Annotated in this window: 20 protein-coding genes; 14 read left to right on the top strand and 6 right to left on the bottom strand. The window is 59.8% G+C overall.

Translation table 11 applies throughout. The features are described 5' to 3' along the window. Nucleotides 1–263: 263 nt before the first annotated feature. Nucleotides 264–719, top strand: coding sequence for a redox-sensitive transcriptional activator SoxR (soxR, locus tag QSK43_RS13410; protein WP_045016158.1), 456 nt, complete (start codon nt 264–266; stop codon nt 717–719). Between the two features lie 38 nt (nt 720–757). On the opposite strand, the gene amyA is transcribed toward soxR, so the two are convergent. From amyA to QSK43_RS13440, 6 genes are all read right to left on the bottom strand, one after another. Then, a complete protein-coding gene (gene amyA / locus QSK43_RS13415) occupies nt 758–2,245 on the bottom strand; it encodes an alpha-amylase (RefSeq protein WP_332303835.1) in 1,488 nt (495 codons plus the stop codon). A gap of 133 nt (nt 2,246–2,378) precedes the next feature. Continuing rightward, nucleotides 2,379–4,109, bottom strand: coding sequence for an acetyl/propionyl/methylcrotonyl-CoA carboxylase subunit alpha (locus QSK43_RS13420; RefSeq protein ID WP_332303836.1), 1,731 nt, complete (start codon nt 4,107–4,109; stop codon nt 2,379–2,381). A 17-nt stretch (nt 4,110–4,126) separates the two neighbouring features. Beyond that, nucleotides 4,127–5,722: a 5-oxoprolinase/urea amidolyase family protein gene (locus tag QSK43_RS13425; protein ID WP_332304085.1), complete on the bottom strand. Its 1,596-nt coding sequence runs from the start codon at nt 5,720–5,722 to the stop codon at nt 4,127–4,129. A gap of 7 nt (nt 5,723–5,729) precedes the next feature. Beyond that, entirely contained in the window at nt 5,730–6,539 is an 810-nt protein-coding gene (locus QSK43_RS13430; protein ID WP_332303837.1) for a putative hydro-lyase, read from the bottom strand. A 12-nt stretch (nt 6,540–6,551) separates the two neighbouring features. Continuing rightward, nucleotides 6,552–7,319 (bottom strand): LamB/YcsF family protein, encoded by a 768-nt coding sequence (locus QSK43_RS13435; RefSeq protein ID WP_332303838.1) that lies wholly within the window; start codon nt 7,317–7,319, stop codon nt 6,552–6,554. A gap of 19 nt (nt 7,320–7,338) precedes the next feature. Beyond that, the gene (locus QSK43_RS13440; protein ID WP_045016170.1) at nt 7,339–8,580 is read right to left on the bottom strand and encodes an NRAMP family divalent metal transporter; all 1,242 of its coding nucleotides are present in this window, start codon (nt 8,578–8,580) and stop codon (nt 7,339–7,341) included. A 262-nt stretch (nt 8,581–8,842) separates the two neighbouring features. Here QSK43_RS13440 and QSK43_RS13445 point away from each other — a divergent pair, with 262 nt between their 5' ends. The 13 genes from QSK43_RS13445 (at nt 8,843) to QSK43_RS13505 (ending at nt 25,760) form a co-directional block, all read left to right on the top strand. Then, nucleotides 8,843–9,496 carry a GntR family transcriptional regulator gene (locus QSK43_RS13445; protein ID WP_332303839.1) on the top strand — a complete coding sequence of 218 codons (654 nt, stop codon included), beginning with the start codon at nt 8,843–8,845 and terminating at the stop codon, nt 9,494–9,496. Nucleotides 9,497–9,598: 102 nt separating this feature from the next. After that, entirely contained in the window at nt 9,599–10,186 is a 588-nt protein-coding gene (locus QSK43_RS13450) for an ANTAR domain-containing response regulator (protein WP_045016659.1), read from the top strand. Between the two features lie 36 nt (nt 10,187–10,222). Then, nucleotides 10,223–11,518: a CmpA/NrtA family ABC transporter substrate-binding protein gene (locus tag QSK43_RS13455; protein ID WP_332303840.1), complete on the top strand. Its 1,296-nt coding sequence runs from the start codon at nt 10,223–10,225 to the stop codon at nt 11,516–11,518. 377 nt (nt 11,519–11,895) lie between these two features. Then, nucleotides 11,896–13,188, top strand: a complete 1,293-nt coding sequence (locus QSK43_RS13460) for a CmpA/NrtA family ABC transporter substrate-binding protein (RefSeq protein ID WP_332303841.1) — start codon at nt 11,896–11,898, stop codon at nt 13,186–13,188. Between the two features lie 115 nt (nt 13,189–13,303). Further along, nucleotides 13,304–14,197, top strand: coding sequence for a nitrate ABC transporter permease (gene ntrB / locus QSK43_RS13465; protein ID WP_332303842.1), 894 nt, complete (start codon nt 13,304–13,306; stop codon nt 14,195–14,197). 12 nt (nt 14,198–14,209) lie between these two features. After that, a complete protein-coding gene (locus QSK43_RS13470) occupies nt 14,210–15,007 on the top strand; it encodes an ABC transporter ATP-binding protein (protein ID WP_332303843.1) in 798 nt (265 codons plus the stop codon). A gap of 5 nt (nt 15,008–15,012) precedes the next feature. Continuing rightward, nucleotides 15,013–17,460 (top strand): nitrite reductase large subunit NirB, encoded by a 2,448-nt coding sequence (gene nirB / locus QSK43_RS13475; protein WP_332303844.1) that lies wholly within the window; start codon nt 15,013–15,015, stop codon nt 17,458–17,460. 5 nt (nt 17,461–17,465) lie between these two features. Beyond that, nucleotides 17,466–17,801 (top strand): nitrite reductase small subunit NirD, encoded by a 336-nt coding sequence (nirD, locus tag QSK43_RS13480; protein ID WP_332303845.1) that lies wholly within the window; start codon nt 17,466–17,468, stop codon nt 17,799–17,801. Between the two features lie 214 nt (nt 17,802–18,015). Then, entirely contained in the window at nt 18,016–20,664 is a 2,649-nt protein-coding gene (locus QSK43_RS13485) for a nitrate reductase (RefSeq protein WP_332303846.1), read from the top strand. Further along, nucleotides 20,636–22,114, top strand: coding sequence for a siroheme synthase CysG (gene cysG, locus QSK43_RS13490; protein WP_332303847.1), 1,479 nt, complete (start codon nt 20,636–20,638; stop codon nt 22,112–22,114). Before QSK43_RS13485 ends, cysG begins: the two co-directional genes overlap by 29 nt. Before the next feature lie 135 nt (nt 22,115–22,249). After that, on the top strand, nt 22,250–23,023 hold the full coding sequence (locus QSK43_RS13495) for a DeoR/GlpR family DNA-binding transcription regulator (RefSeq protein ID WP_332303848.1): 774 nt from the start codon (nt 22,250–22,252) through the stop codon (nt 23,021–23,023). 108 nt (nt 23,024–23,131) lie between these two features. Beyond that, entirely contained in the window at nt 23,132–24,655 is a 1,524-nt protein-coding gene (locus QSK43_RS13500) for a glycerol-3-phosphate dehydrogenase (protein ID WP_332303849.1), read from the top strand. A 37-nt stretch (nt 24,656–24,692) separates the two neighbouring features. Continuing rightward, the gene (locus QSK43_RS13505) at nt 24,693–25,760 is read left to right on the top strand and encodes an ABC transporter ATP-binding protein (RefSeq protein WP_332303850.1); all 1,068 of its coding nucleotides are present in this window, start codon (nt 24,693–24,695) and stop codon (nt 25,758–25,760) included. Nucleotides 25,761–25,762: the final 2 nt, after the last annotated feature.

Here is a 25,762-nt window from a genome sequence, read left to right on the forward strand (position 1 = left end):
GAACGTGCGCGCGGCTACCGCCTATAATGTCGGCACCGACGATTTCAAAACCGCGATGGAAGGCTGTCGGTTCTGGATCCGCATGACCGTGAAATCCTGATCCGACCACATTCAGGATTTCAGAGGCGCCTGTCGGGTGCCTCTTTTAAGTTCGGCTATCCAGCCTATTGACCTCAACCATAGTTGAGGAATTATACCGGCTGCTCTTCAATGTGTTTCCGCGTTTTTACGAGCGGAGATCGTTCAGAAAACCGGAGCCGGGCATGGAAAATACCGTATCTAGACACAGCCTGACGGTGGGGGAAGTTGCGCGTCGTAGTGGCATCGCCGTTTCCACCATCCATTTTTATGAGGCGAAGGGACTGATCGAAGGCTGGCGCACCAGCGGGAACCAGCGTCGCTATCATCGCGCCGTCCTGCGGCGTATCGCCATCATCCGCATCGCGCAGCGGGCCGGCATTCAGCTCAGCATCATCAGGGACGCTTTGGCGGATTTGCCGCAGGATCGGGTGGCGACGACGGCTGACTGGCGCGTGTTCTCGCAGTCATGGCGGGAAATGCTCCAACTTCGCATCAACAGCCTCATTATGCTGCGCGACCAGCTTACCGGCTGCATCGGCTGTGGTTGCCTTTCGCTCGATGACTGTCCATTACGCAATCCGAACGATGTTCTGGCCGATGCCGGCGCAGGCCCGCGCCGTCTCGTATCTGCTGAATGAGCAAGGTTTTCGTCTGGTCGCTCTAAAATCGATAATCCTCACTCGGAATCGGCCGGAACCCAGACGCTGACGTTGCCGCCATTGCTGGGGAAGACGCCCTTGCCGCTCTCGTCAAGGGTGATCTGCTCGTGACGGTGACCGAGAAAATCGCGCCATGCGGTCCCCGCCTGTTCCGGGCCGAGATCGATCTGTTTTTCCGCAGGCTCGCCGTTTGACATCACCACCACGCAGCCCGGCTCGTCGGCGGTGCCGTGACGAACAAAGGCAATGCAGCTCGGATCATCGAGAACATCCGTCTGGGCACCGTTGGCGAAGCGGCTGCGCGCCTCTATGAGCTTCGGCAGGCATTCGATCGCCGGCATGTCGATCTCATGCTCGTTGCCGTCATCACCGGTGTCGGTGTAGCGGGTGCCGAACAGATCGGGATAAAAGACGCAGGGAACGCCCTCTTCGCGCAGCAGAATGATCGCATAGGCCAGAGGCTTGAACCATGGCTCCACCGGCGCTTCCAGGGATTGCAGCGGCTGTGTGTCATGGTTGTCGACAAGTGTGACGGCATGGTCAGGAACAGCCGAAATCAGCGACCCGTCGAAGATGGTGCGCATGTCGAAATCGCCGCCCTGTTTGGAGGCATCGTGAAAACGGTGGTGAAGGGCGACATCGAAAAGCATCAATTGTTTGTCGACCAGATCGAGATAACTCTTCAGCGCCTCAATATCCGGGTGCCAATATTCCGCCACGACGAAAAGATCGGGATCGACCGTGTCGCGCATATGGCCGACCCAATCGCGGAAAAACCAGGCCGGAATATGCTTGGCGGCATCAATGCGGAAACCATCGACCTGCACCTGCCCGGCAAGCCACCGGCCCCAATATTTGAGTTCCTCGTAGACCGCCCTGTTTCTGAATTCGACGTCGGCACCCATCAGATAGTCGAAGTTGCCGTTTTCCTCATCGACCTCTTCATTCCACTCGCCGTCGCCATATTCGTTGACGAGGCGAAAAATGCCGTCCTCATCAGGCTCTTCGATGTGGTCGACACCGCTGAAGCACTTCACGTCCCAGATGAATTTGGAATGTTTGCCGTTTCGGCCCGGAAAGGTGAACCGCGTATAGGCGAGAGCTTGGAAATTCTCATCGTCTATTTCGGTGCGGTCTTCCGGATTGACGCGGCGAACCCGCACCTTCTCCTTTTCATCCGCACCCATCTTGTGGTTGAAAACCACGTCGTGGATGACGCGGATGCCGTTTTCCTGGAGTGTGCGGCCAGCCTGTTCGAGGGCGGCGCGATCGCCATATTTGGTCGCGACGGTTCCCTTCTGGTCGAATTCGCCGAGATCAAAAAGATCGTAGGTGTCGTAACCCGCCGAGTAACCGCCGGCGGCACCCTTGTAGGCCGGCGGCAGCCAGACATCGGTGATGCCCATCCGGGCAAGGCTTGTCGCCTTTTCGGCCACCTCGCTCCATAATTTCCCTCCGTCCGGATAATACCAATGGAAGAACTGAAGCAAGGTGCGTCCGGCCATATTTCCCTCATATCGGTTAGCAGGTCGCGCCATAAACGGAACGGCGGCGAAAGGGTTCCGCCGCCGTTGCTGACCGAGCTTCGATTGTGAGGGGGGCCACCTTCCCGGACGGGTCTGTGGCGTCGTCTATATGCTATTCCGCAATTTCCAGAAGTGCGGCACCGGCCTGCAGATAATCGCCTTCCTTGACTATCAAGCGGACCTTGCCGGCCTTCGTGGCGACGATTTGCGTTTCCATCTTCATGGCTTCCATGATGGCCAGAAGATCGCCTGTGGAAACGGTTTCGCCGTCCTTCACCTTGAAGGATTGCAACGTTCCCGAAACGGGAGCGGTGATTTCGCCCTCGTTCTCCTTGACCGTTGCACCGGGGATAGCGGCATTGCCGCCGCTGACGGCGCCGAGACCGGATAGCAGCAGGTTCGGCAGACCGACCGAGACGCGCTTGCCGTCGATTTCCAGAAAGGTGCGGGTGATTGATGGATCCTCGGCCGGTGCCGGGCGTTCCATGGCATCGGGCATGGCGGCGAAATCGGTCTCGATCCAGCGGGTGTGAACCTTGAATCCATTCGTGCCGATGAAGTCGTCCGTTTCGACGGCGGCGCGATGGAAAGGCAGAACCGTGGCAATGCCTTCGATGCGGAATTCCTTCAGCGCGCGGCGCGCGCGGCGCAGAACCTCGTCGCGGTCGGCACCCGTGACGATGAGCTTCGCCATGAGCGAGTCGAACACGCCAGGCACGCTGGAGCCGCTGACGACGCCGCTATCCACGCGAATGCCGGGACCGGAAGGCGCGTCGAAAACCGAGATCGAACCCGGTGTGGGCAGGAAGCCCCGGCCGGGATCTTCAGCATTGATGCGGAATTCCATCGAGTGGCCGCGCGGTTCCGGCGTTTCGAGCACCCGCAGCTTATGGCCTTCGGCAATACGGAACTGCTCGATGACGAGATCGATGCCGGTGGTTTCCTCGGTGACGGGATGTTCCACCTGCAGGCGCGTATTGACCTCCAGAAAGGAAATGGTGCCATCGACGCCGAGCAGGAATTCGACGGTGCCGGCGCCGGAATAACCTGCGGCGGCACAGATCGCCTTTGCCGCATCGTGGATTTTCTGCCGCTGTTCAGTGGAAAGGAAGGGTGCGGGAGCCTCCTCGATCAGCTTCTGGTTACGGCGTTGCAGTGAGCAGTCGCGAGTGCCGAGCACCAAAACGTTGCCGTGCTTGTCGGCCAGAACCTGCGCCTCGATGTGGCGCGGCCGGTCGAGGAAGCGCTCGAGGAAACATTCGCCGCGACCGAAGGCGGCCGTCGCCTCGCGCACGGCGGATTCGTAGAGATCGGCGATTTCTTCCATCTTCCACGCGACCTTCAGGCCGCGACCACCGCCGCCATGCGCCGCCTTGATGGCGACGGGCAGGCCATATTCTTCGGCAAAAGCGGTGACTTCGGCTGCGGTAGAGACGGGGCCGTCACTGCCGGCGACCAGAGGCGCGCCGACACCGGTGGCGATGCGCCGCGCCTCGACTTTGTCGCCCAACGCCTCGATGACGTGTGGATCGGGGCCGATCCAGCTAAGGCCGGCATCGATAACCGCCTGCGCAAATTCGGCGCGTTCGGACAGGAAGCCATAACCGGGGTGAACGGCGTCCGCACCGGCACGTTTGGCGATCGCGATCAGCTTGGTGATATCGAGATAGGTTTCGGCGGGGCGCACGCCCTCCAGCGCATAGGCCTCGTCTGCCCGCCGGACGAAAAGCGCATCCTGATCGGGGTCGGCATAAACGGCGACCGATTGCAGGCCGTAATCGCGGCACGCGCGGATGATCCGCACCGCGATCTCGCCGCGATTGGCAATCAGCACTTTTTTCATCGCTTTTCTCCTCGGAATTATTTGCTCTTGGCCGCGATTTCGGCGAAGGGGCCGATCGGGCGGAACTTGATTTTGGCGTTGACGGGGATTTGCCCGGCAAGATCGAGATGATATTCCGCAACCGCGCCGATGACGGGATAGCCGCCGGTCAGCGGATGGTCGGCAAGGAAGAGCACGGGCTGACCGCTATGGGGAATCTGGATCGCTCCCGTCGCCGTGCCTTCACTCGGCAATTCGGCACTGTCCCTGCGCTCCATCGGTACCTCGCCGGAAAGGCGGATGCCGACGCGGTTCGATTGCGGCGTGACCTGCCAGAGCTGGCCGGTCAATGTGTCGAGACCTTTCTGCGTGAACCAGTCGGTGCGCGGCCCGAGAACGACGTCGAGTGTCACGACATCGCCGGTCGCCGGCGGATCGAAGGCCGGAACCTCGTTGATCGACACGCTGGAGAGGTTATTCTTTTCCCTCTTCAGCAGCAGGATCGTGCCTGCGGTCACGCTTTCGGGGCCAACCACGGCGAGTGTATCCGTTGCAAAGCTGCCCAGCACGGGTGCGATGTCGAACCCGCCGCGCACGGCAAGATAACAGCGCATACCCTTTGGCGGCTGACCGAAAGTGACCACATCGCCGGGCTCGAGAGAGACGGGAATATGCGTCTGTACCGTGAAACTGCGATCCGCCGTCCTGATGGTGACGGGGCAGGGTGCGCCCGCAATGCCAATGACCGCGCGGCTTGTGCTTTTGAAGGAAAAACCGCCGAGCGTCAGTTCGAGACAGGGCGTGTTGACGGGATTGCCGACGATACGGTTGGCGGCGTTGAACGCGCCACGATCCAGCGCGCCGGAGGCGGATACGCCCTGACCAGTCTGGCCGAAGCGGCCGAGATCCTGAAAAATGGCGGGCATGGGTGCGGCGAGCACCTCGAAATGCGGGCCTTCTTTCTTTGTCTCTGGCCGGGAGGTGCGCGGTGTCGGGGCAGGGACATCAACCGTTCTTCCGGCCTTGTCCATATCGAAGAAACGCACGCGATAACCCGGCTGGAAAAGCGCGCCAGGGTCGCGGTCGATATCCCACATCTTTTCCGGTGTGGTGCCGATGATCTGCCAGCCGCCGGGGCTGTTTTGCGGATAGACGCCACTGAAAGCGCCGGCCAGCGCCACCGAACCGGCCGGAATGCGGGTGCGCGGGCTTTGCCTGCGTGGCACATGAAGGGCCGGATCGCCGCCGACCAGATAACCGAAACCGGGGGCGAAACCGCAAAAGGCCACGGTGAATTCGCTTTCGGTGTGGCGGCGGATGACCTCATCGACGCTCATGCCGGTCAGTTCGGCAACGTCGGCCAGGTCTTCGCCATTATAGTGGACGGGGATTTCCACCAGATTGTCCGAAGGTGTGATTTTTGCCGAGAGGTCGCGGCTGGAAAGCCGGGCGACCAACGTCTCCGCGCTGATTTTTTCGGGGCGGAAACGGATCATCAGGGTACGTACAGCCGGAACTGTCTCTTCGACGCCTTCGACCGGATCGTTCTGAAGCGAGGCGAAAAGCGCCAGCGTTTCGTCAAGATCGGCAAGTTCGACAAGAATGGTGGTGAGGCTGACAGGGAGAAAACGCATCATGTCCTCACGCGTGATAGGCGGAATCGGGAATGTCGGTGATGAACATGTGCCCCGGCGCATGGGTGATCGCAAATGGCACACCGGACGCCATCACGGCGGCCTGTGGGGTCACGCCGCAGGCCCAGAAAACCGGCACCTCGCCCGGTTCGATCCGTACCGCATCACCGAAATCCGGCTTGGAAAGATCCGATATGCCGATCTCTTCCGGCGCTCCGACATGCACGGGCGCGCCGTGAACAGCCGGGAAACGTCCGGAAATGGTCGCGGCGTCTGCCACGCGCGAAGCCGGGATCGGCCGCATGGAAACGACCATGTTACCCTTAAAGCGACCGGCCGGCCGGCAGGGCCGGTTGGTCAGATACATCGGAACATTGCTCTTGTCGGTCATGTGGCGGATTTCGATGCCCGCCTCGACCATCGGCGTTTCGAAGGTGAAGCTGCAACCGATCAGGAATGCAACGAGATCGTCACGCTCCGCCCAGGCGGCGGTTGCATCAGCGGTTTCTTCTGCAAGCTTGCCGTCTCGCCAGATACGATAGAGTGGCAGATCGGTCCTGAGATCGGCGCCGGGTGCTAGAAGTGTGGTAGGCGAGCCGGGATCGGAAACATCGAGCACCGGGCAGGGTTTTGGATTGCGCTGCGCATAAAGCAGGAAATCGAAGGCCCAGTCGCGCGGAAGCACGATCATATTGGCCTGCGTGAAGCCGGGAGCGATACCGGAGGTGGGCGCAATAAGACCATCGCGATAGGTGGCGCGGGCTTTTCGCGCGGCTTCCGCGTCGGTGTGGCTGAGGAAGGACGTCGGTATGGTCATTGGCCGCTCCTTTTAGAGAATGGATGCGAAAGAGCGGATATCGATGCCTTCGGCCTCGAAACGGCGGCGGATTTCCTGGGCGATGGCGACCGCGCCGGGGCTGTCGCCGTGTACGCAGATGGACTGCGCCTCGATTTTTATGACGCTGCCGTCGATGGCTTCCAGCGTGCCTTCGCGGGCGAGCCGCACCATCCGACCGGCGATCTTTGCGGCGTCATGCAGAACGGCACCGGCTTCGCGGCGCGAAACAAGCTGTCCTTCAGGTGTATAGGCCCGGTCGGCGAAAGCTTCGGCGACGATGGCAAGACCCGCCTTGCGGGCGAGATCGAGAATGGGCGCATTGGCAAGACCCATAAGCACCAGCGAGGAATCGACAGCCTTGATGCCGTCGATCACTGCCTGTCCCTGTTTCGCGTCGTTGGCGATGCGGTTGTAAAGTGCGCCATGCGGCTTCACGTAGCGCACCGTGGTTCCGGCAGCTGCGGCAACGCCTTTCAGCGCGCCGATCTGGTAGATGACATCGGCGATCAGTTCTTCCGAGGTGACGTCCAGATCGCGGCGGCCGAAGCCGACGCGGTCCGGATAGGAGACATGGGCGCCGACGACCACGCCTTTTTCGGCGGCGGCCTTGACGGTACGGTAGATGCCGGCCGGGTCGCCGGCGTGAAATCCGCAGGCGATGTTGGCGCTGGAAACGATGGCGAGCATCGCCTCATCGTCGCCCATGCTCCAGGCACCGTAACTTTCGCCAAGATCGCTGTTGAGATCGATAGCGGCCATGTTTGCCTCCCTTTGGTTTTTACAGGCCAAGCAGGCCGAAGATGGTACCGGCGGACTTGTAGCCCATGTACCATGTCAATGCGCAGGTCAGAACGCCGAGCACCAGCAGTATGCGCGGATAACGATAACCACCCATCAGGTCTTCGCGTTTCCAAGCCGCGAACAGGAAGATGCTGAGGCCGATCGGGAGAATAAGTCCGTTCAGGCCGCCGACGAAGATGAGCATGGCGGCCGGCGGCGTCGTGATCAGCAGGTAGCAGACGAGCGAGATGGCGATGAAAATCACCGTTGCCATGTTGCGGGCGCGTTCGCTCATGTCCTGCTTGAAGACGGGCATGAACGAAACGGAGGTGTAGGCCGCTCCGATGACGCTGGTGATGGCCGCCGCCCAGAAGATGATGCCGAAGAGCCGGAAGCCGAGATCGCCTGCGGCTGCACGGAAGGCCTGTGCAGCGGGATTGGCAGTCTGGCCTGAGGTATCGATTATGACGCCGCTGGCGACGACGCCGAGAATGGCGAGGAAAAGCACGTAGCGCATGATGCCGGTGACGGCGATGCCTGTCAGAGCGGCGCGATTGACGGCGGGCAGGTTCTCGATGCCGACCATTCCCCGATCCAGCAGACGGTGTGCGCCGGAATAGGTGATATAACCGCCAACGGTGCCGCCGACGATTGTGGTGATGGTTGCGAAATTGATCGTATCCGGCAGGAATGTCTGACGGAAAGCGTCGCCCACGGGCGGTGCGGAAACGAATGCCACATAAAGCGTCAGCACGATCATCAGGATGCCGGCGAAAATGATGAACCGGTCAACAGCAAGGCCCGCGCGTTTTGAAACGAAGATGGCAATGGCAAATATCGCGCTGATTGCACCGCCGATCTTTGGGTCCAGCCCAAAAATAGCGTTCAGGCCAAGGCCGGTGCCGCCGATATTGCCGATATTGAAGAACAGACCGCCAATGATGACGAGAACGGCGAGCAGATAACCGGCGCCGGGAATGGCTGCGTTCGCAATATCCGACGCCCGCATCCGCGTCAGTGTGACGATGCGCCAGATGTTGAGCTGGACGACGAAGTCGATGAGGATGGAGGCGAGAATGCCGAAAGCGAAGGCTGCGCCAAGCTGTGTGGTGAATGTCGCCGTTTGCGTGATGAAGCCGGGACCGATGGCTGATGTCGCCATCAGGAATATCGCCCCCATCAGGGACGCGCGTTTTGACGTATTGGTGTCGGCAGCCGGGATGAGCTTTTTCTGCTCCATGGATTTTCTCCGCTCCTGTCGCAATCCGCCCCTCGCGGATGCTCTAGGCGTCGATCTTGTCCTGTTCCATGAAATTGTCAATATTGTTGAACAATAAATGATAATCGTTCTTTTATATTGTCTATTTGTTGGACGTTATGGCCATGATTTAATCACGTTTTTTTCGTGCTTTGCTAAAGCTTTGTGCTATGGGCAATCATGCCGTGTCCGAACATGCCTGTCACGGAATTCCCGATACTGCATTGCTCTTAAGGAAAGCGCTATGACGGAAACGATAGAGGGTCTGCCGCTTGCGGATCGATTGGCGAAGGGTATTCGCACCCTGTTGATTTCCGGCGAACTGATGCCGGGGCAGCGCCTGTCGGAAGCGGCCTTCAGCGAACGTTTCGACGTCTCCCGTAATTCGCTACGCGAAGCTTTTCGCCTTCTGACCAAGGACGGTTTGCTGCGCCACGAGGCCAATCGCGGCGTTTTTGTCGCCGTTCCCACCATGGCTTCGGTGATCGATATTTATCGGGTGCGGCGCATGGTGGAATGCGGCGCGCTGCGTCAGGCCTGGCACAAACATTCTTCCATCCGGATAATGCGCGCGGCGGTCGATGACGCCAAGATAAAGCGCGAAGAGGCGGACTGGCTGGGTGTCGGCAGCGCCAACATGAGGTTCCATGCGGCCGTGGTAGATCTTCTCGACAGCGCCCGTCTCAGCGATTTTTACGAACGCATCGCCGCCGAGCTCAGGCTTTGCTTTGGCCTCTTGAAAGACCCGGAACAGCTCCATTCCCCCTTCGTCGACATGAACAGCAAGATCCTGTCGCTGATGGAAGAGGGCAAGGGAGCCGAGGCCGGCGACGAGATGGAAATCTATCTCAATCTCTCCGAGCGAACGGTTTTGAAAGCGCTTGAACGCGCATCCTGAGATGTCTGATGCAGCCGGGGTGAAACGCTTCTTCGGCGCCTGCCTCATTTTTGTATCGGCACCTGATTGCCAAGTTTGTTGCGGTGCGTCATCAATGCTTGCATGACGCTTCGCGACCTTACCATCCTCGTTATAGACGAAAACGCGATCCGCGCCTCGATCATCGAGGAGGGGCTGCGCGAGGCCGGATATCATCGCGTCACGGTTATCCATGAGGTGCACGGCGTGGCGCGCACCATCGAGACGCTGCAGCCGGATGTCATTTTCATCGATCTTGAAAATCCCAACCGCGACATGATGGAGCATCTGTTCCAGCTGACACGTACGGTCGGCCGGCCGATCGCCATGTTCGTCGACCGCTCCGACACGGCCTCCATCGAGGCGGCAGTCGAGGCGGGGGTTTCCGCCTATGTGGTCGATGGGCTGAAGAAAGAGCGGGTCAAGCCCATTCTCGATATGGCAGTCAGCCGCTTCAACGCTTTCAGCCGTCTGCGCCAGGAACTTGCCGAAGCGAAATCGGCGCTCGGGGAGCGCAAGGTCATCGAGCGCGCGAAGGGCATCCTGATGAAGATGCGCGGCCTTTCCGAAGAGGAGGCCTTTGCGCTTTTGCGGCAAACGGCAATGAACGAGAAAAAGAAAATATCCGAGATCGCGCAAAGCGTGGTCACCGCGGCCGGTCTGTTGATGTGACGAACCCGCCGGCGGGACAGTCGAGGAGTGTATGATATGGCGGCACAGGAAAAAACGGCCGGGCCAAAAGAGGGGACGAAGCAAGCTGCGGGCGCGCCGGCAATCGTGGGCAGCGACCGGCAGAAAATCCTGCGTGCGGGTTTTATTCCGCTTGTCGATGCGTCCGTGTTGATCGCGGCGGCCGAATTTGGTTTCGCCGAACGCGAAGGCCTGTCGCTCGATCTCGTCAAGGACGTGTCCTGGGCGAATGTGCGCGACCGGCTGGCGTTTCGGCAATTCGACATTGCCCACATGCTGTCGCCAATGCCCGTCGCTTCCATGCTAGGTCTTGGTTCCAACCCCTCACCGACGATTACACCATTTTCTCTCGGGCGCGGTGGCAATGCCATCACGCTTTCGACCCGGCTTTTTGCCCGGATGAAGGCGTTGACGGGGCTTTCCGAAACCGCGGGAGCGCTCGAAAATGCCAAAGCTCTGAAGCGGGTGCTGGATGACATGCGGGCGCGTGGCGAAGCCGCGCCGACGCTCGGCATGACCTATCCGTTTTCGTCGCATAATTACGAATTTCGCTATTGGCTCGCTGCCGGCGGCATTCATCCCGACCACGATGTCAAGCTGGTGGTGGTGCCGCCGCCATTGACATCGGATGCGCTGGCGGCGGGCGCTATCGATGGTTTCTGCGTCGGCGCGCCATGGAACATCGTTGCCGCCGAGCGCGGTGTCGGCAGGATCGTTGCCGCCAAGCAGGATTTGTGGCCTTCCGCGCCCGAAAAAGTCATCGGCATGCGGCCGGAATGGGCCGAAAACCAGCAGGAGACGGTCGGCCGGCTTCTGATGGCGCTCGATGCCGCCGCGCGCTGGTGTGACCTTGCGGAAAATCACGATGACCTCAGCAGGGCGCTTGCCGATGCCCGTTATATCGGCGCGCCGGAAAGCATCATCCGCCACGTGCTTGCCGGTGAATTCAGCATTGACAGCCAGGGCAACCGGCGTGTCATTGACAAATATTTCCTCTTCCACGGTGGCCACGCCAATTATCCGCGCCAGAGCCAGGCATTGTGGATTTACAGCCAGATGATCCGCTGGGGGCAGGCGGAATTTTCGCAGGCGGGTGTGGAAGCCGCCTTGTCCGCTTACCGGCCGGATATTTATCGGGCGGCGCTGGGCGACGCCAATGCGCCTGATGATGCCGATATTCGTATCGAAGGGCAGGATGTCGGCGATCGTTTCGTTGATGGCTTCGTTTTCGATCCCGCTGATATTGTGGGCTATGTGGACGGCTTTACCGTGCGCACATCCGCACCGTTTCCCCCGGCCTCCGGAGAGGCGTGAGCGCCGCCGACTTTGCTGGCTGCGTAAATTTCAATCGCAAAATTTCTCCACTTGCACAAAGGGAAGACAGAAAAGCAAGTGATTAAAATTTAATCAATCCTCAGAATGTCGATAATAACCCTTTATTTTCAATGGTATAAAATAAAAATCATAAACTGGCACGCCTCTTGCATGTCCTTTGTTGCACCGGTCAACGGCGATCGGGGCGAGCAGGGCGCGGTATAGGCGCTTTCAAAGACATAGACGTCGCAAGGTTTTGCTGCCCGGAACATCTCCCGTTCCGCACGCGCAAACACCGAGCGGCGTTTTTTTATTTTCCGGTTTTTTCGCAAGCGAAAGCGTCACCGCAAAGGTGGCCCAATAAGGGGAACATGCGAATGAAAAAGATATTCTCGGGCGATGTCAGCCGCCGCACGATACTGAAGACGACAGCCACCGCAGCCCTTGTTACCGCCGTGCGCACCGCCTTTCCGTCAGGCGCTTTCGCCGCCACTGCCGAACCGGAGGTAAAAGGTGCGAAAATCGGCTTTATCGCGCTGACTGACGCCGCCCCGCTCATCATCGCGGCTGAAAAGGGGCTGTTCGCCAAACATGGCATGCCGGATGTCGAAGTGCTCAAGCAGGCTTCCTGGGGCGCGACGCGTGACAATCTCGTGCTTGGCGGCGCATCCAACGGCATCGACGGCGCGCATATTCTGACTCCGATGCCCTATCTCATGCATACCGGCAAAGTGACCCAGAACAACGTGCCGGTACCGATGGCGCTCATCGCCCGCCTCAATCTCGACAGCCAGGGCATTTCCGTCGCCAAGGAATATGCCGACACCGGCGTTCAGCTGGACGCGTCCAAGCTGAAGGCGGCTTTCGAGAAAAAGAAGGCCGAAGGCAAGGAAATCAAGGCCGCCATGACATTCCCCGGCGGCACGCACGATCTGTGGATCCGCTACTGGCTGGCTGCCGGCGGCATCGATCCGGACAAGGACGTCTCCACCATCGTCGTTCCGCCGCCGCAGATGGTTGCCAACATGAAGGTCGGCAACATGGACGTTTTCTGTGTGGGCGAACCGTGGAACGAACAGCTCGTCAATCAGGGCATAGGCTTTACCGCCTGTACCACCGGAGAACTCTGGAAGGGTCATCCCGAAAAGGCGCTCGGCATGCGAGCCGACTGGGTGGAAAAGAACCCAAATGCCACCAAGGCTTTGCTGATGGCCGTGATGGAGGCTCAACAATGGTGCGACGAGATGGCGAACAAGGAGGAGATGTCCACCATCCTCGGCAAGCGCCAATGGTTCAACGTGCCGCCCAAGGATGTTCTCGGCCGCCTCAAGGGCAATATCAACTACGGCAATGGCCGCGTTTTGGAAAATACCGGCCTGCAGATGAAGTTCTGGCAGGACCACGCCTCATATCCCTTCCACAGCCATGACAGCTGGTTCATCACGGAAAACATCCGCTGGGGCAAATTCGCACCCGATACCGACGTGAAGGCGTTAGTTGCGAAGGTCAATCGTGAGGATATCTGGCGCGAGGCCGCCAGGGATCTCGGCGTTTCCGACATTCCCGCCTCCACATCGCGCGGCAAGGAAACATTCTTCGACGGAAAGGTTTTCGACCCCGAAAATCCATCCGCCTATCTCGAAAGCCTTTCCATCAAGGCGGCCTCCTGAGGAGGAGACACGGGTGCCGTCCCACATCCTGAAGCTCCGGCCTTTGAGCGGCTGCGACTGAAGACCGGATGAGGGGCGAGACCCTGACCGCAACCGAAATCAAGAGGAAATGCCCATGTCCGCATTGGCCCGAAAATTCAAGGAAGAGCCGCAGCAACCGGCGGCGCAAAAGGCAAACGTCGTGGCTCTGTCGCCCAAACATTCGCCGCGGATCGATCTGCGTAAATGGGCGGCGGCGGCGGCCCGCAACATCCTACCGCCGTTTATCGTCCTTGCCGTGTTGCTTGGTGTCTGGCAGGTGCTCTGTTCCGCCCCAGGCTCATCGCTGCCGCCGCCGAGCCAGGTCTTCGAGGAAAGCTACGACCTCATCGTTTCGCCGTTTTTCCATAACGGCTCGCAGGATATCGGTCTTGGCTGGCGCGTGCTGGTTTCATTGGAACGGGTGGCTTACGGTTTCGGCCTTGCGGCTATCGCCGGTATCATCCTTGGCGCGGTGATCGGCCAGTCGATCTGGGCGATGCGTGGCCTCGACCCGATCTTTCAGGTCCTGCGTACCGTGCCGCCGCTTGCCTGGCTGCCGCTTTCGCTCGCCGCCTTTCAGGACAGCAACCCGTCGGCCATTTTCGTGATCTTCATCACATCCATCTGGCCGGTCATCATCAATACGGCAGTCGGCGTGCGCAACATTCCGCAGGATTACCGCAACGTTGCAAAGGTGCTGCGGCTGAACCAGCTCGAATTTTTCTTCAAGATCATGCTGCCTTCCGCCGCGCCCTACATCTTCACCGGCCTTCGCATTGGTGTTGGCCTCTCGTGGCTAGCCATCGTGGCCGCTGAAATGCTGACGGGCGGTGTCGGCATCGGCTTCTTCATCTGGGATGCGTGGAATTCCTCGCGACTGCCCGACATCATCGTGGCGCTGGCCTACATCGGCGTCGTCGGTTTCATGCTCGACAAGCTGGTGGCGGCGCTTGGCAAGGTTATCACTCGCGGCGCTGCGGAAAATTGAGAGGCCAAAATTATGAACGCTTATTTGAAGCTCGATCATATCGACAAATATTTCGACAAGGGCGGCTCACGCGCCGAGGTTCTGAAAGGCATCAACCTCACCATCGAAAAAGGCGAATTCGTCTCTGTCATCGGCCATTCCGGCTGCGGCAAGTCCACCATGCTCAATCTCATCGCCGGGTTGACGAAAGTGTCAGCCGGTGCGGTGCTTCTCGAAAATCGTGAGGTCAATGAGCCGGGCCCCGAACGTGCTGTCGTGTTCCAGAACCACAGCCTGCTGCCCTGGCTTTCGGTCTATGAAAACGTCAACCTCGCCGTGGAAAAGGTGTTCCGCAGCACCAAGACGCGGGCCGAACGGCACGACTGGGTTATGCGCAATCTCGATCTCGTGCAGATGGCCCATGCCAAGGACAAGAAACCGTCTGAAATTTCCGGTGGCATGAAGCAGCGTGTTGGCATTGCCCGCGCGCTGGCCATGGAACCGAAAATCCTGCTGCTGGACGAGCCTTTCGGCGCGCTGGACGCGCTGACGCGTGCTCACCTTCAGGATGCGGTGATGGAAATCCACGCCCGGCTCGGCAACACCATGGTCATGATCACCCATGATGTGGACGAGGCGGTGCTGCTGTCCGATCGCATCGTGATGATGACAAACGGTCCCGCCGCCCATATCGGCGAAGTGCTTGACGTGCCGTTGGCACGCCCGCGCAATCGCATCGAGCTTGCATCCGACAAGACCTATCTCAAATGCCGCGAAGCCGTGCTGAAGTTCCTTTACGAACGTCACCGCTTCGTCGAAGCCGCGGAGTAACGACCATGACGCAAAAACTCGTCATCATCGGCAATGGCATGGCGCCGGGGCGCATGCTGGAAAACCTGTTCGAAACTGCCCCCGGCCTTTACGACGTCACGATCTTCAACGCCGAGCCGCGCGTCAATTACGACCGCATCATGCTCTCGCCCGTGCTTTCCGGCGAAAAGAGCTATGAAGACATAATCATCCACAATGACGAATGGTATGCGGCTAACAACGTGACCCTGCACAAGGGCGCGAAGGTCACCGGCATCGACCGTGACAACAAGGCCGTGACAAGCGAAAACGGCATTACGGTCTCTTACGACAGGCTGGTGATCGCTACTGGCTCCCTGCCCTTCATCATCCCCGTTCCCGGCCATCAATTGCCGGGCGTGCTCGCCTATCGCGATCTCGATGACGTGACGAAGATGCTGGAAATCGCCAAGGGCAAGGGCCGCGCCATCGTCATCGGTGCGGGTCTTCTCGGGCTGGAAGCGGCTTATGGGCTAAAACGTCAGGGCATGGACGTCACTGTCATCCACCTGATGCCGACAATCATGGAGCGCCAGCTCGACCCGGCAGCGGCCTATCTTCTGGAAAAGGCGCTCAGTGAGCGCGGCATCGACATCATCACCAAGGCCAATACCAAACGCATTCTCGGCGAAAAGAAGGTCGAAGGCATCGAGCTGGAAGACGGCCGGATCATTGAAGGCGACATGGTGGTCATGGCGGTCGGTATCCGCCCCGCTTCCGGTCTCGCCAAGGAAGCCGGTATTGCCGTCAATCGCGGCATCGTGGTGGATGATGGCATGATGACGTCGGATGCTTCGATCTATGCACTCGGCGAATGCGCCGAACATCGCGGCATGTGCTACGGGCTGGTCGCGCCGCTTTATGAATCGGCGCGGGTGCTGGCTGACCGGCTTTGCGGCGGCTCGGCCGAATATCACGGTTCCGTCACCAACACCAAGCTGAAGGTGACGGGCATCAATCTGTTCTCCGCCGGCGACTTCGCCGAAGGCGACGACCGTGAGGAAATCGTACTGCGCGATGCCACCGCCGGTGTCTACAAGCGCTTGATCCTCAAAGAAAACCGCATCATCGGCGCGGTTCTCTATGGCGAGACGGCTGATGGTTCATGGTTCTTCGACCTGATGAAGAAATCGGCGGATATTTCCGCCATGCGCGAGACCCTGATTTTCGGCCAGGCCTATCAGGGAGGGTCTCCGCTGGACCCTATGGCGGCCGTTGCAGCCTTGCCGGATGATGCGGAAATCTGCGGCTGCAACGGCGTCTGCAAGGGCAAGATCACCTCGGTGATCAGCTCCAAAGGCCTGACCTCACTGGACGATGTGCGCGCCCACACCAAGGCGTCCGCCTCCTGCGGCAATTGTACCGGTCTCGTCGAGCAATTGATGACGCTGACGCTGGGCGACAGCTACAACCCCGCAGCCGTGCAGCCCATGTGCAAATGCACCGATCTCGGTCATGACGATGTGCGCCGTCTCATCAAGGCCAAGGGCCTGAAGACCATCCCCGCCGTGATGCAGGAACTGGAGTGGAAAACCTCCTGCGGCTGCGCCAAGTGCCGCCCCGCGCTCAATTATTACCTCGTCTGCGACTTTCCGGACGAATATGCCGACGATTATCAGTCTCGCTATATCAACGAGCGTGTCCACGCCAATATCCAGAAGGACGGCACCTACTCCGTCGTCCCGCGCATGTGGGGCGGCGTTACGTCCTCCTCCGAACTCAGGGCGATTGCGGATGTGGTCGATAAGTTCGAAATCCCGATGGTGAAAGTGACCGGCGGCCAGCGCATCGATCTTCTCGGCATCGAGAAGGAGGATCTGCCGGCGGTCTGGGCCGATCTCGGCAAGGCCGGTTTCATTTCCGGCCAGGCCTATGCCAAGGGGCTGCGCACCGTGAAGACCTGCGTTGGTGAACAATGGTGCCGCTTCGGCACGCAGGATTCCACCGGATTTGGCATCCGCATCGAAAAATTCATGTGGGGCTCGTGGACACCCGCCAAGCTGAAGCTTGCCGTTTCCGGCTGTCCGCGCAACTGCGCGGAGGCCACATGCAAGGATATCGGTGTCATCTGCGTCGATTCCGGTTTTGAAATCCATTTCGCCGGTGCCGCCGGTCTCGATATCAAGGGCACGGAAGTGCTCGGTCTCGTCAAAACCGAGGATGAAGCGCTGGAGCATATCGTGGCGCTGACCCAGATGTACCGCGAACAGGCGCGCTACCTCGAGCGTATCTACAAATGGGCCAAGCGCATCGGTTACGACGAAGTCCGTCGCCAGATCATGGACGATGCCGAAAAACGCAAAGCCTATTTCGACCGCTTCGTCTTCAGCCAGAAATTCGCGCAGGTCGATCCCTGGTCCGAACGTGTGTCGGGCCACGACAAGCACGAATTCAAGCCCATGGCGGCAATCGGTTTCAACCAGGCAGCGGAGTGAAGACGATGGACAGTAACTGGATCGATATCGGCAACGTTTCCGACATTCCGCTGCGGGGCGCACGGTGCGTAAAAACGCCGATGGGCAAGATCGCGGTGTTCCGCACGGCGGAAAATCAGGTTTTTGCCATCGAGGACCATTGCCCGCACAAGGGTGGGCCTCTGAGCCAAGGCATCGTGCACGGCGCGTCCGTAACATGCCCGCTGCACAACTGGGTCATCTCGCTGGAAACCGGCAAGGCGCTGGGGGCGGATGAGGGCGAGGTGAGGACTATCCCTGTCCGCAATCTGGATGGACGGCTCTCGATTGCGCTTGAAACCCTGATGATTGCAGCGGAGTGAATTTTGATGGTGGCGATGATACCCCCCTCTGTCCTGCCGGACATCTCCCCCTCAAGGGGGGAGATCGACAAGCCGAAGGCTTCCCGCTTCATCTCTATGGCCTGTGCCGCAAGCTGTGAATGGAAGTTCGTGCCGCAATTGATCTTCCCCCTTGAGGGGGAGATGTCCGGCAGGACAGAGGGGGGTAAACGCCACTTGCTCAGGGGGCAAACCCATGCCCATTGAAACAAAAACCACCTGTCCCTATTGCGGCGTCGGCTGCGGCGTCATCGCCACTGTCAACGACGATGGCCTCGTTTCCGTTAAAGGTGATCCCGACCACCCCGCCAATTTCGGCAGGTTGTGTTCCAAGGGTTCGGCTCTCGCCGAAACCATCGATCTCGACGGGCGCCTGCTTTACCCTGAGATCGGCGGCAAGCGGGCGGCATGGGACGAAGCGCTTGATCTCGTCGCTTCCCGGTTCTCCGAGGCCATAGCCGAGCACGGCCCGGATTCGGTTGCCTTCTACGTCTCCGGACAGTTGCTGACGGAGGATTATTATCTCGCCAACAAGCTGATGAAGGGTTTCATCGGCTCGGCCAATATCGATACGAATTCAAGGCTTTGCATGTCGTCTTCGGTTGCCGGCCACCGCCGCGCTTTCGGGGCCGACACGGTGCCCGGCACCTATGAGGATTTGGAGCTTGCCGATCTGGTGATCCTCACCGGTTCCAATCTCGCCTGGTGTCATCCGGTCCTTTATCAACGGATTGCCGCCGCGAAGGCAGCGCGGCCGGAAATGAAAATTGTCGTCATCGATCCGCGCCGGACGATGAGCGCCGACATTGCCGATATGCATCTTGCCATCCGCCCGGATGGCGATGTGGCGCTGTTTACCGGCCTGCTGGCGCATCTTTCCCGCAGTCGCGCCTTAGATCGCGGTTATGTGGAAAATCATACGGCGGGATTTGATGCCGCGATGCAGGTTGCAAGCGGGTACAGTCTGCCGGAGATCGCCGGGGCCACGGGCCTGACGATTGCCGAACTGATTTCCTTTTACGAACTGTTCGAGCACACCGAAAAGACCGTCACCTGTTACAGCCAGGGCGTCAACCAGTCGCAAAGCGGCACCGACAAGGTCAATGCCATCATCAATTGCCACCTTGCCACCGGCCGCATCGGCAGGCCGGGCACAGGGCCGTTTTCGCTAACGGGCCAGCCGAATGCGATGGGTGGACGCGAAGTTGGCGGGCTGGCCAACACGCTGGCCGCTCATATGGCCATCGAAAGCGCTGAAGACCGCCACCGCGTCAAGCGCTTCTGGGCCTCGCCAGCAATTGCGCAAAAGCCCGGCCTGAAAGCGGTGGATATGTTCAGGGCCGTGGCTGACGGCCGCATCAAGGCACTGTGGATCATGGCCACCAATCCCGTCGTTTCCATGCCCGATGCCGGTGCCGTTGAAGCGGCGATCAAGGCCTGTCCTTTCGTTGTCGTTTCGGATGTCATGGCTGGTACCGACACGGCCCGCCATGGCCATGTGCTGTTGCCGTCGCTCGGCTGGGGGGAAAAGGACGGCACGGTCACCAATTCCGAACGGCGGATTTCCCGCCAGCGCGGCTTTCTCGATGCGCCGGGCGAAGCGAAGGCCGACTGGTGGCAGATGGCGGAAGTGGGCCGGCGCATGGGCTTTGACGCCGCCTTCGCTTATCGGCAGCCATCCGAGATTTTCGCCGAACATGCAGAACTTTCCGGCTTCGAGAATGCGGGAAGCCGCGATTTCGATATCAGCGGGGTCGAGCGGGATTCCTACGATTCCATGACACCCTTTCAATGGCCGAAGGTCGGGCCGGGCGAAACCGGCATTACCCGCTTTTTTGCGGATGGCCGTTTTTATCACGCGGATGGAAAGGCTCGGTTCATAGCCACGGCCTTGCCGGAGACCCGCACGACCTCGCCTGATTATCCGCTGACTTTGAATACCGGCCGCATCCGCGACCAATGGCACACCATGACCCGCACCGGCAAAAGCGCGCGGCTTACCGCCCATATCGCCGAGCCTTTTGCCGAGCTTCATCCGCGCGATGCGCAGGCGCTGGGAATCGAAAGCGCAGATCTGGTGGAGCTGGAAAGCCCGCACGGCAAGGTTTTGCTGCGAGCGCTGGTCAGCGAAAGACAGGCGCGTGGATCGGTCTTCGCGCCGATGCACTGGAACGACCAGTTCGCCTCCCGGGCTCGGATCGATGTCGTTGTCGCCCCGGTTACGGATCCGCATTCCGGTCAGCCGGCCTCAAAAAATGTAGCGGTGAAGGCAACGCGTTTCGAGGCGAAAGCCTATGGTTTTGCTATTTCTCGTACCCGGCCAAATGCGCCGGATTGCGCCTACTGGGCCATCGCCAAGGCCGATGGCGGCTATCGCATGGAGCTTGCCTTCAAGGAGGAACCGCAGGACTGGGCGCTCTGGGCGCGACAGGTTTTCGGTCTCGATGTGCGGATCGAGCCGCTGGGCTACAGCGACCGGCAGACCGGTGATCTGCGCCTTGCCTTCTTCGATGGCGAAACCCTGCTGGCCGCGTTGTTTATCGCCAAACAACCGGTGGCGGTCGCCCGCAACTGGGCGATATCGCAGCTTGGCCAACGTCACGAGGACTTGCGCATGCGTTTTGCGCTGGTCGCCGGTCGTCCGGGCGCCGGGCGGACCGATCCGGGTGCAACTGTCTGTTCCTGCTTCAATGTCGGGGTGAACCAGATCACGGCTGCCATCCGCGATGGCTGCCACAGCGTTGAAGCCGTCGGCAAGACGTTGAATGCCGGAACCAATTGCGGCTCCTGCCGCGCCGAGATCAGGGGGATCATCGATGGATGCCTTAAAACCGCAGCGGAATGAACCGGCCCGTATGGAAAAGCTCGCCAAGTTGCCGGTCTTCTGGGGGCTGGAGGGCAAGCGCGTGGTACTGGTGGGCGGATCGGACGGGGCCGCCTGGAAGGCGGAACTGCTGCTGGCCTGCGGTGCGCAGGTACATGTCTATTGCGCAAAGGACGACTTGTCGGAGACGTTCGCTGCCCTCATTGAAAAAAGTCAGACCTTAAGTTTTCACGACCAAGCCTGGCATGCGGGCATATTCGAAAATGCCGAACTGGCGCTGGCGGATTGCGAAACGAACGCGGAGGCGCACGCCTTTTATTCCGCCGCGCGCATGGCTGGCGTCCCCGTCAATGTCATCGACAAGCCGGAATTCTGCCAGTTCCAGTTCGGCTCCATCGTCAATCGTTCCCCGGTGGTGGTGTCGATCTCGACCGATGGTGCGGCACCCATTCTGGCGCAGGCCATTCGCCGGCGCATCGAGACATTGCTGCCGCTCGCCCTGAAGGATTGGGGCGCTCTTGCCCAGACGCTCCGCGAGCGGGTCAATCTGCGGCTGGCCCCCGGTTCGGCGCGACGGTTTTTCTGGGAAAAATTCGTCGACCGGGCGTTTATCGAAAGGCTGGATGAGGGCAGCGAGGAACGGATATTTGCCGATATCGGAATGCAGGCCGGGCGGATAGGCTCGACACGCGGACTTGTGACGCTTGTAGGTGCCGGCCCGGGTGATGCGGAGCTTCTGACGCTGAAAGCGGTACGTGCCCTGCAGGCGGCGGATGTCATCCTGTTCGACGATCTCGTGTCGGCGGAAGTGCTGGAACTGGCACGGCGGGAGGCGAAGCGCATGCTGGTCGGCAAGCGCGGCGGCCGGGAAAGCTGCAAGCAGGAAGATATCAACGAGATGATGATCCGCCTCGCCAAGGCCGGAAAGCGCGTGGTGCGGCTGAAATCCGGCGACCCGATGATTTTCGGTCGCGCCGGGGAGGAGATCGCAGCGCTGGAGGCTGAAAATATCCCGGTCGAAGTCGTGCCCGGCATCACCGCCGCAAGCGCCATGGCCTCCCGTCTCGGTGTCTCCCTGACGCATCGCGACCACGCGCAATCGGTCCGCTTCGTCACCGGCCATTCCCGGCAGGGTAAGCTGCCGGAGAATATCGACTGGAAAACGCTTTCCGATCCCGCCGTGACCACCGTTTTTTATATGGGTGGGCGAACCGCAGCCGAGATCGAGTCTTCCCTGCTTGCTCACGGCATGCCTGCCGCAACGCCTGTCGCCGTCATGATTTCCGTCAGCCGCGCGAACGAACAGCGCTGGTGCGGTTCGCTTGCGCAACTGGCTGCGGCCGTTGCGAGGCTGGGCGTGAACGAGCCCGTGCTGATCGGCATCGGTGATGCGTTTGGTGCCGCATCCCCCGCGTTTTCGGGTGCCAGCCCGCAGGAGCAGGTCACTATGGCGATTCAGAAAGCCGGCTAATAAGTTTAAGGCAGCGCGTCGCTTTTTGCGCTGGCCCGCAAGTCGCTCGCTGAGCATTACAAAACCGTCCCTTGACATTGGTTTTTCGTTCGCTCTTCAATAAAACGAAAAAATTGAAAGAGGAGGGAGGGTGAAATGCTGCTCACACCGCGTCAGGATGAAATCGTCACGCTGGCAAAAGCGAACGGGCGGGTGCTGGTCGATGAGTTGGCCGCGCGCTTTTCGGTGACCCCCCAAACGATCCGCAAGGACCTGAACGATCTCTGCGATACGCGGGTGCTGACACGTATCCACGGCGGCGCGCTTTTTCCGAGCGGCAACGAGAACGTCAAATACGAGGCGCGTCGTGCGATCGCTTCCTCCGAAAAACAGGCCATTGGTGCCGCTGCCGCTGCGTTGATCCCCAACAACTCGTCGCTTTTTATCAATATCGGTACGACGACAGAGGCGGTGGGGGAAGCGCTTTCGGACCATCATGAGTTGATGGTAATTACAAATAACATCAACGTTGCCAACAGGTTGCGGGTTTTCCCCGGCATCGAGGTTGTGATTGCGGGCGGTGTCGTGCGCGGCTCCGATGGTGGCATCGTCGGTGAAGCGGCTGTGGATTTCATCCGTCAGTTCAAGGTCGATTTCGCCGTCATCGGCGTTTCGGCGATCGATGAGGACGGCGCTCTGCTGGACTTCGATTTTCGCGAGGTCAAGGTCGCGCAGGCGATCATCTCCAATGCGCGCCATGTCATTCTGGTGTCGGACTCTTCTAAATTCGAGCGCACCGCGCCGGTGCGCATCGGCCATCTTTCACAGGTGCACACCTTTATAACCGATCATTGTCCGGTTGATTCGATCCGTTCCATCTGCGCCGAGCATGATGTCCGACTGATCGAAACCGAGACGCGCAAGCCCTGATCCGGACGGCACCGGAATTTCGTTTGACATTCGTTTTGTCTTCAAATTAGATGTCCGTGCTTTCAATATGTCGATGGGGAGAGCGTCGATGAAAGCGTGGGAGGGTCCATGTCTGATGAGGCAATCCACGATATTTTCGTGATCGGCGGCGGCATCAACGGCTGCGGCATTGCGCGTGACGCCACCGGCAGGGGTTATTCCGTTGTGCTTGCGGAAATGAACGATTTTGCCTCCGGCACCTCGTCCGCTGCCACCAAACTCATCCATGGCGGCTTGCGTTATCTCGAACATTACGAGTTTCGTCTGGTTCGCGAAGCCTTGATGGAGCGAGAGGTGCTGTGGGCCATGGCCCCGCACATCATCTGGCCGATGCGCTTCGTTTTGCCGTTTCAGAAGGGTGGCGTGCGTCCGGCATGGCTCGTGCGGCTCGGGCTTTTTCTTTACGATCATCTCGGCGGCCGCAAGCTTCTGCCCGCGACCCGCTCGCTCGATCTGCGCCGCGATCCGGCCGGAAAACCGCTGAAACCGGTTTTTGCCAAAGCTTTTGAATATTCCGACGGCTGGGTGGACGATGCCCGTCTCGTGGTGCTGAACGCCCGCGATGCCGCCGATCGTGGCGCCTTGATTCTCAATCGCACGCAGGTGGTTTCGGCACGGCGCGAAGGCGCGTTCTGGCGGGTCGAAACGAGAAGTGCCGCCGGAGAAACCGCGACCTACAGGGCGCGCATGCTAGTTAATGCCGCAGGCCCCTGGGTGGACAAGGTTCTGGCTTCTACATTCGGCAAGAACAATGTCCACAATGTCCGCCTCGTGCAGGGCAGCCACATCATCGTGCGCAAAAAATTCTCCGATCCGCGCGCGTATTTTTTCCAGAATCCGGACGGGCGCATCATTTTCGCCATCCCCTACGAACAGGACTTTACACTGATCGGCACGACGGATCGCGACTATACCGCCGATCCCCGTGCTGTTAAGATCAGTGACGAGGAGATCAGCTATCTTTGCAGCGCGGCGAGCGAATATTTCGCCGAACCGGTTACGCCGGCCGATATCGTCTGGACCTATTCCGGCGTGCGGCCGCTTTTCGATGACGGCGCATCGAAGGCGCAGGAAGCAACGCGCGATTACGTGCTGAAAACCGAAGGGGCTGAAGGTGAAGCGCCGCTTCTCAATATTTTCGGCGGCAAGCTCACCACCTATCGGCGGCTTGCCGAACATGCTCTTGAAAAAATCGGCGATGCACTGGGTGAAAAGGGCTCGTCATGGACGGCAGGCTCGCATTTGCCGGGCGGAAATTTCGGCGCCCAGGCCTATACCGGGGAGGTTACGTCCCTGCGGTCGCGTTATCCCTTTCTCGATGAGCGTCATGCCAGGCGGCTCGTCCGCTGCTATGGAACGGATGCGGTGTCTATAATCGGCAATGCGGGGGAGAAGGCTGCGCTGGGGCGATATTTCGGCGGCACGCTTTATGAGGCCGAGGTTCGCTGGCTGATGGCGCGGGAATGGGCGCTGACAGCGGAGGATATTCTGTGGCGCCGCACCAAGCAGGGGCTTTTCCTTGTCCCCGAAGAGGTGCGCGGGCTGGAGGACTATATCGAAGACATTGCAGGTGGACGCTTGAAGGCAATCTGACGATCCGATTGAAAAGCGGAGGAGGCTTTGGATCACCATGCTTGAATTGCGAAACGTCTCGAAGATGGTCGGCGGTGAATATCACATTCACCCGACCGATCTGACGTTGCAGCGCGGAAGCCTGAACGTCCTGCTTGGACCGACACTTTCGGGCAAGACGACGCTCATGCGGCTGATGGCGGGGCTGGACAAGCCAAGCGGCGGCGCGATCCTTTTTAATGGGGAGGACGTGACGGGCTGGCCGGTGCAGAAGCGCAACGTCGCCATGGTCTATCAACAGTTCATCAATTATCCGGCGCTCAGCGTTTACGAAAACATCGCCTCGCCGATGCGTGTCGCCGGCAAGGATAAGGCAACGATCGACAACGAGGTCAGGAAGGCCGCCGAACTTCTGAGGCTGACGCCCTATCTCGACCGCACGCCGCTAAGCCTTTCCGGTGGTCAGCAACAGCGCACGGCGCTTGCCCGCGCCATCGTCAAGAACGCCACTCTGGTGCTGCTCGACGAGCCGCTGGCAAATCTCGATTACAAGCTGCGCGAGGAAATGCGTGAGGAATTGCCGCGCATCTTTGCGGAATCCGGTGCAATCTTCGTTTATGCCACGACCGAACCCTCCGAAGCCCTGCTCCTCGGTGGCAATACCGCGACCCTGAACGAGGGAAAGGTGACGCAATTCAACCGCACGATCGAGGTCTACCGGCGTCCGGTGGATATCGTGACCGCGAAAATCTTTGCCGATCCGCCGCTCAACACCATCGAGGTCATCAAGACGGGCGGCGCCTTCACCCGCGCCGACCATGCGGTCGTCCCGGTTCCGGCGCATCTTGCCGCCATGCCGGACGGCCCCTTGACCATCGCTTTCCAGCCGCACCATCTTTTCCCACGTCAAAAGGGGCAGGCGGTGCAATCCATCCGGGCGCGGACGCTGATTTCAGAGATTGCCGGATCGGAAAGCTTCGTCCACGTCGAATTTTCGGGCCAGCGCTGGGTCATGCTGGCGCAGGGCATTCACGACATCGAGCCGGATACGGAGATCGAGCTTTTTCTCGATACGCGACATCTGATGGCTTTCGATGCACACGGCCGCGCCATCGAAGCGGCGTAAGG

It is taken from the genome of Rhizobium sp. GR12 (assembly GCF_036596185.1).
Taxonomy (GTDB): Bacteria; Pseudomonadota; Alphaproteobacteria; order Rhizobiales; family Rhizobiaceae; genus Agrobacterium; species Agrobacterium nepotum.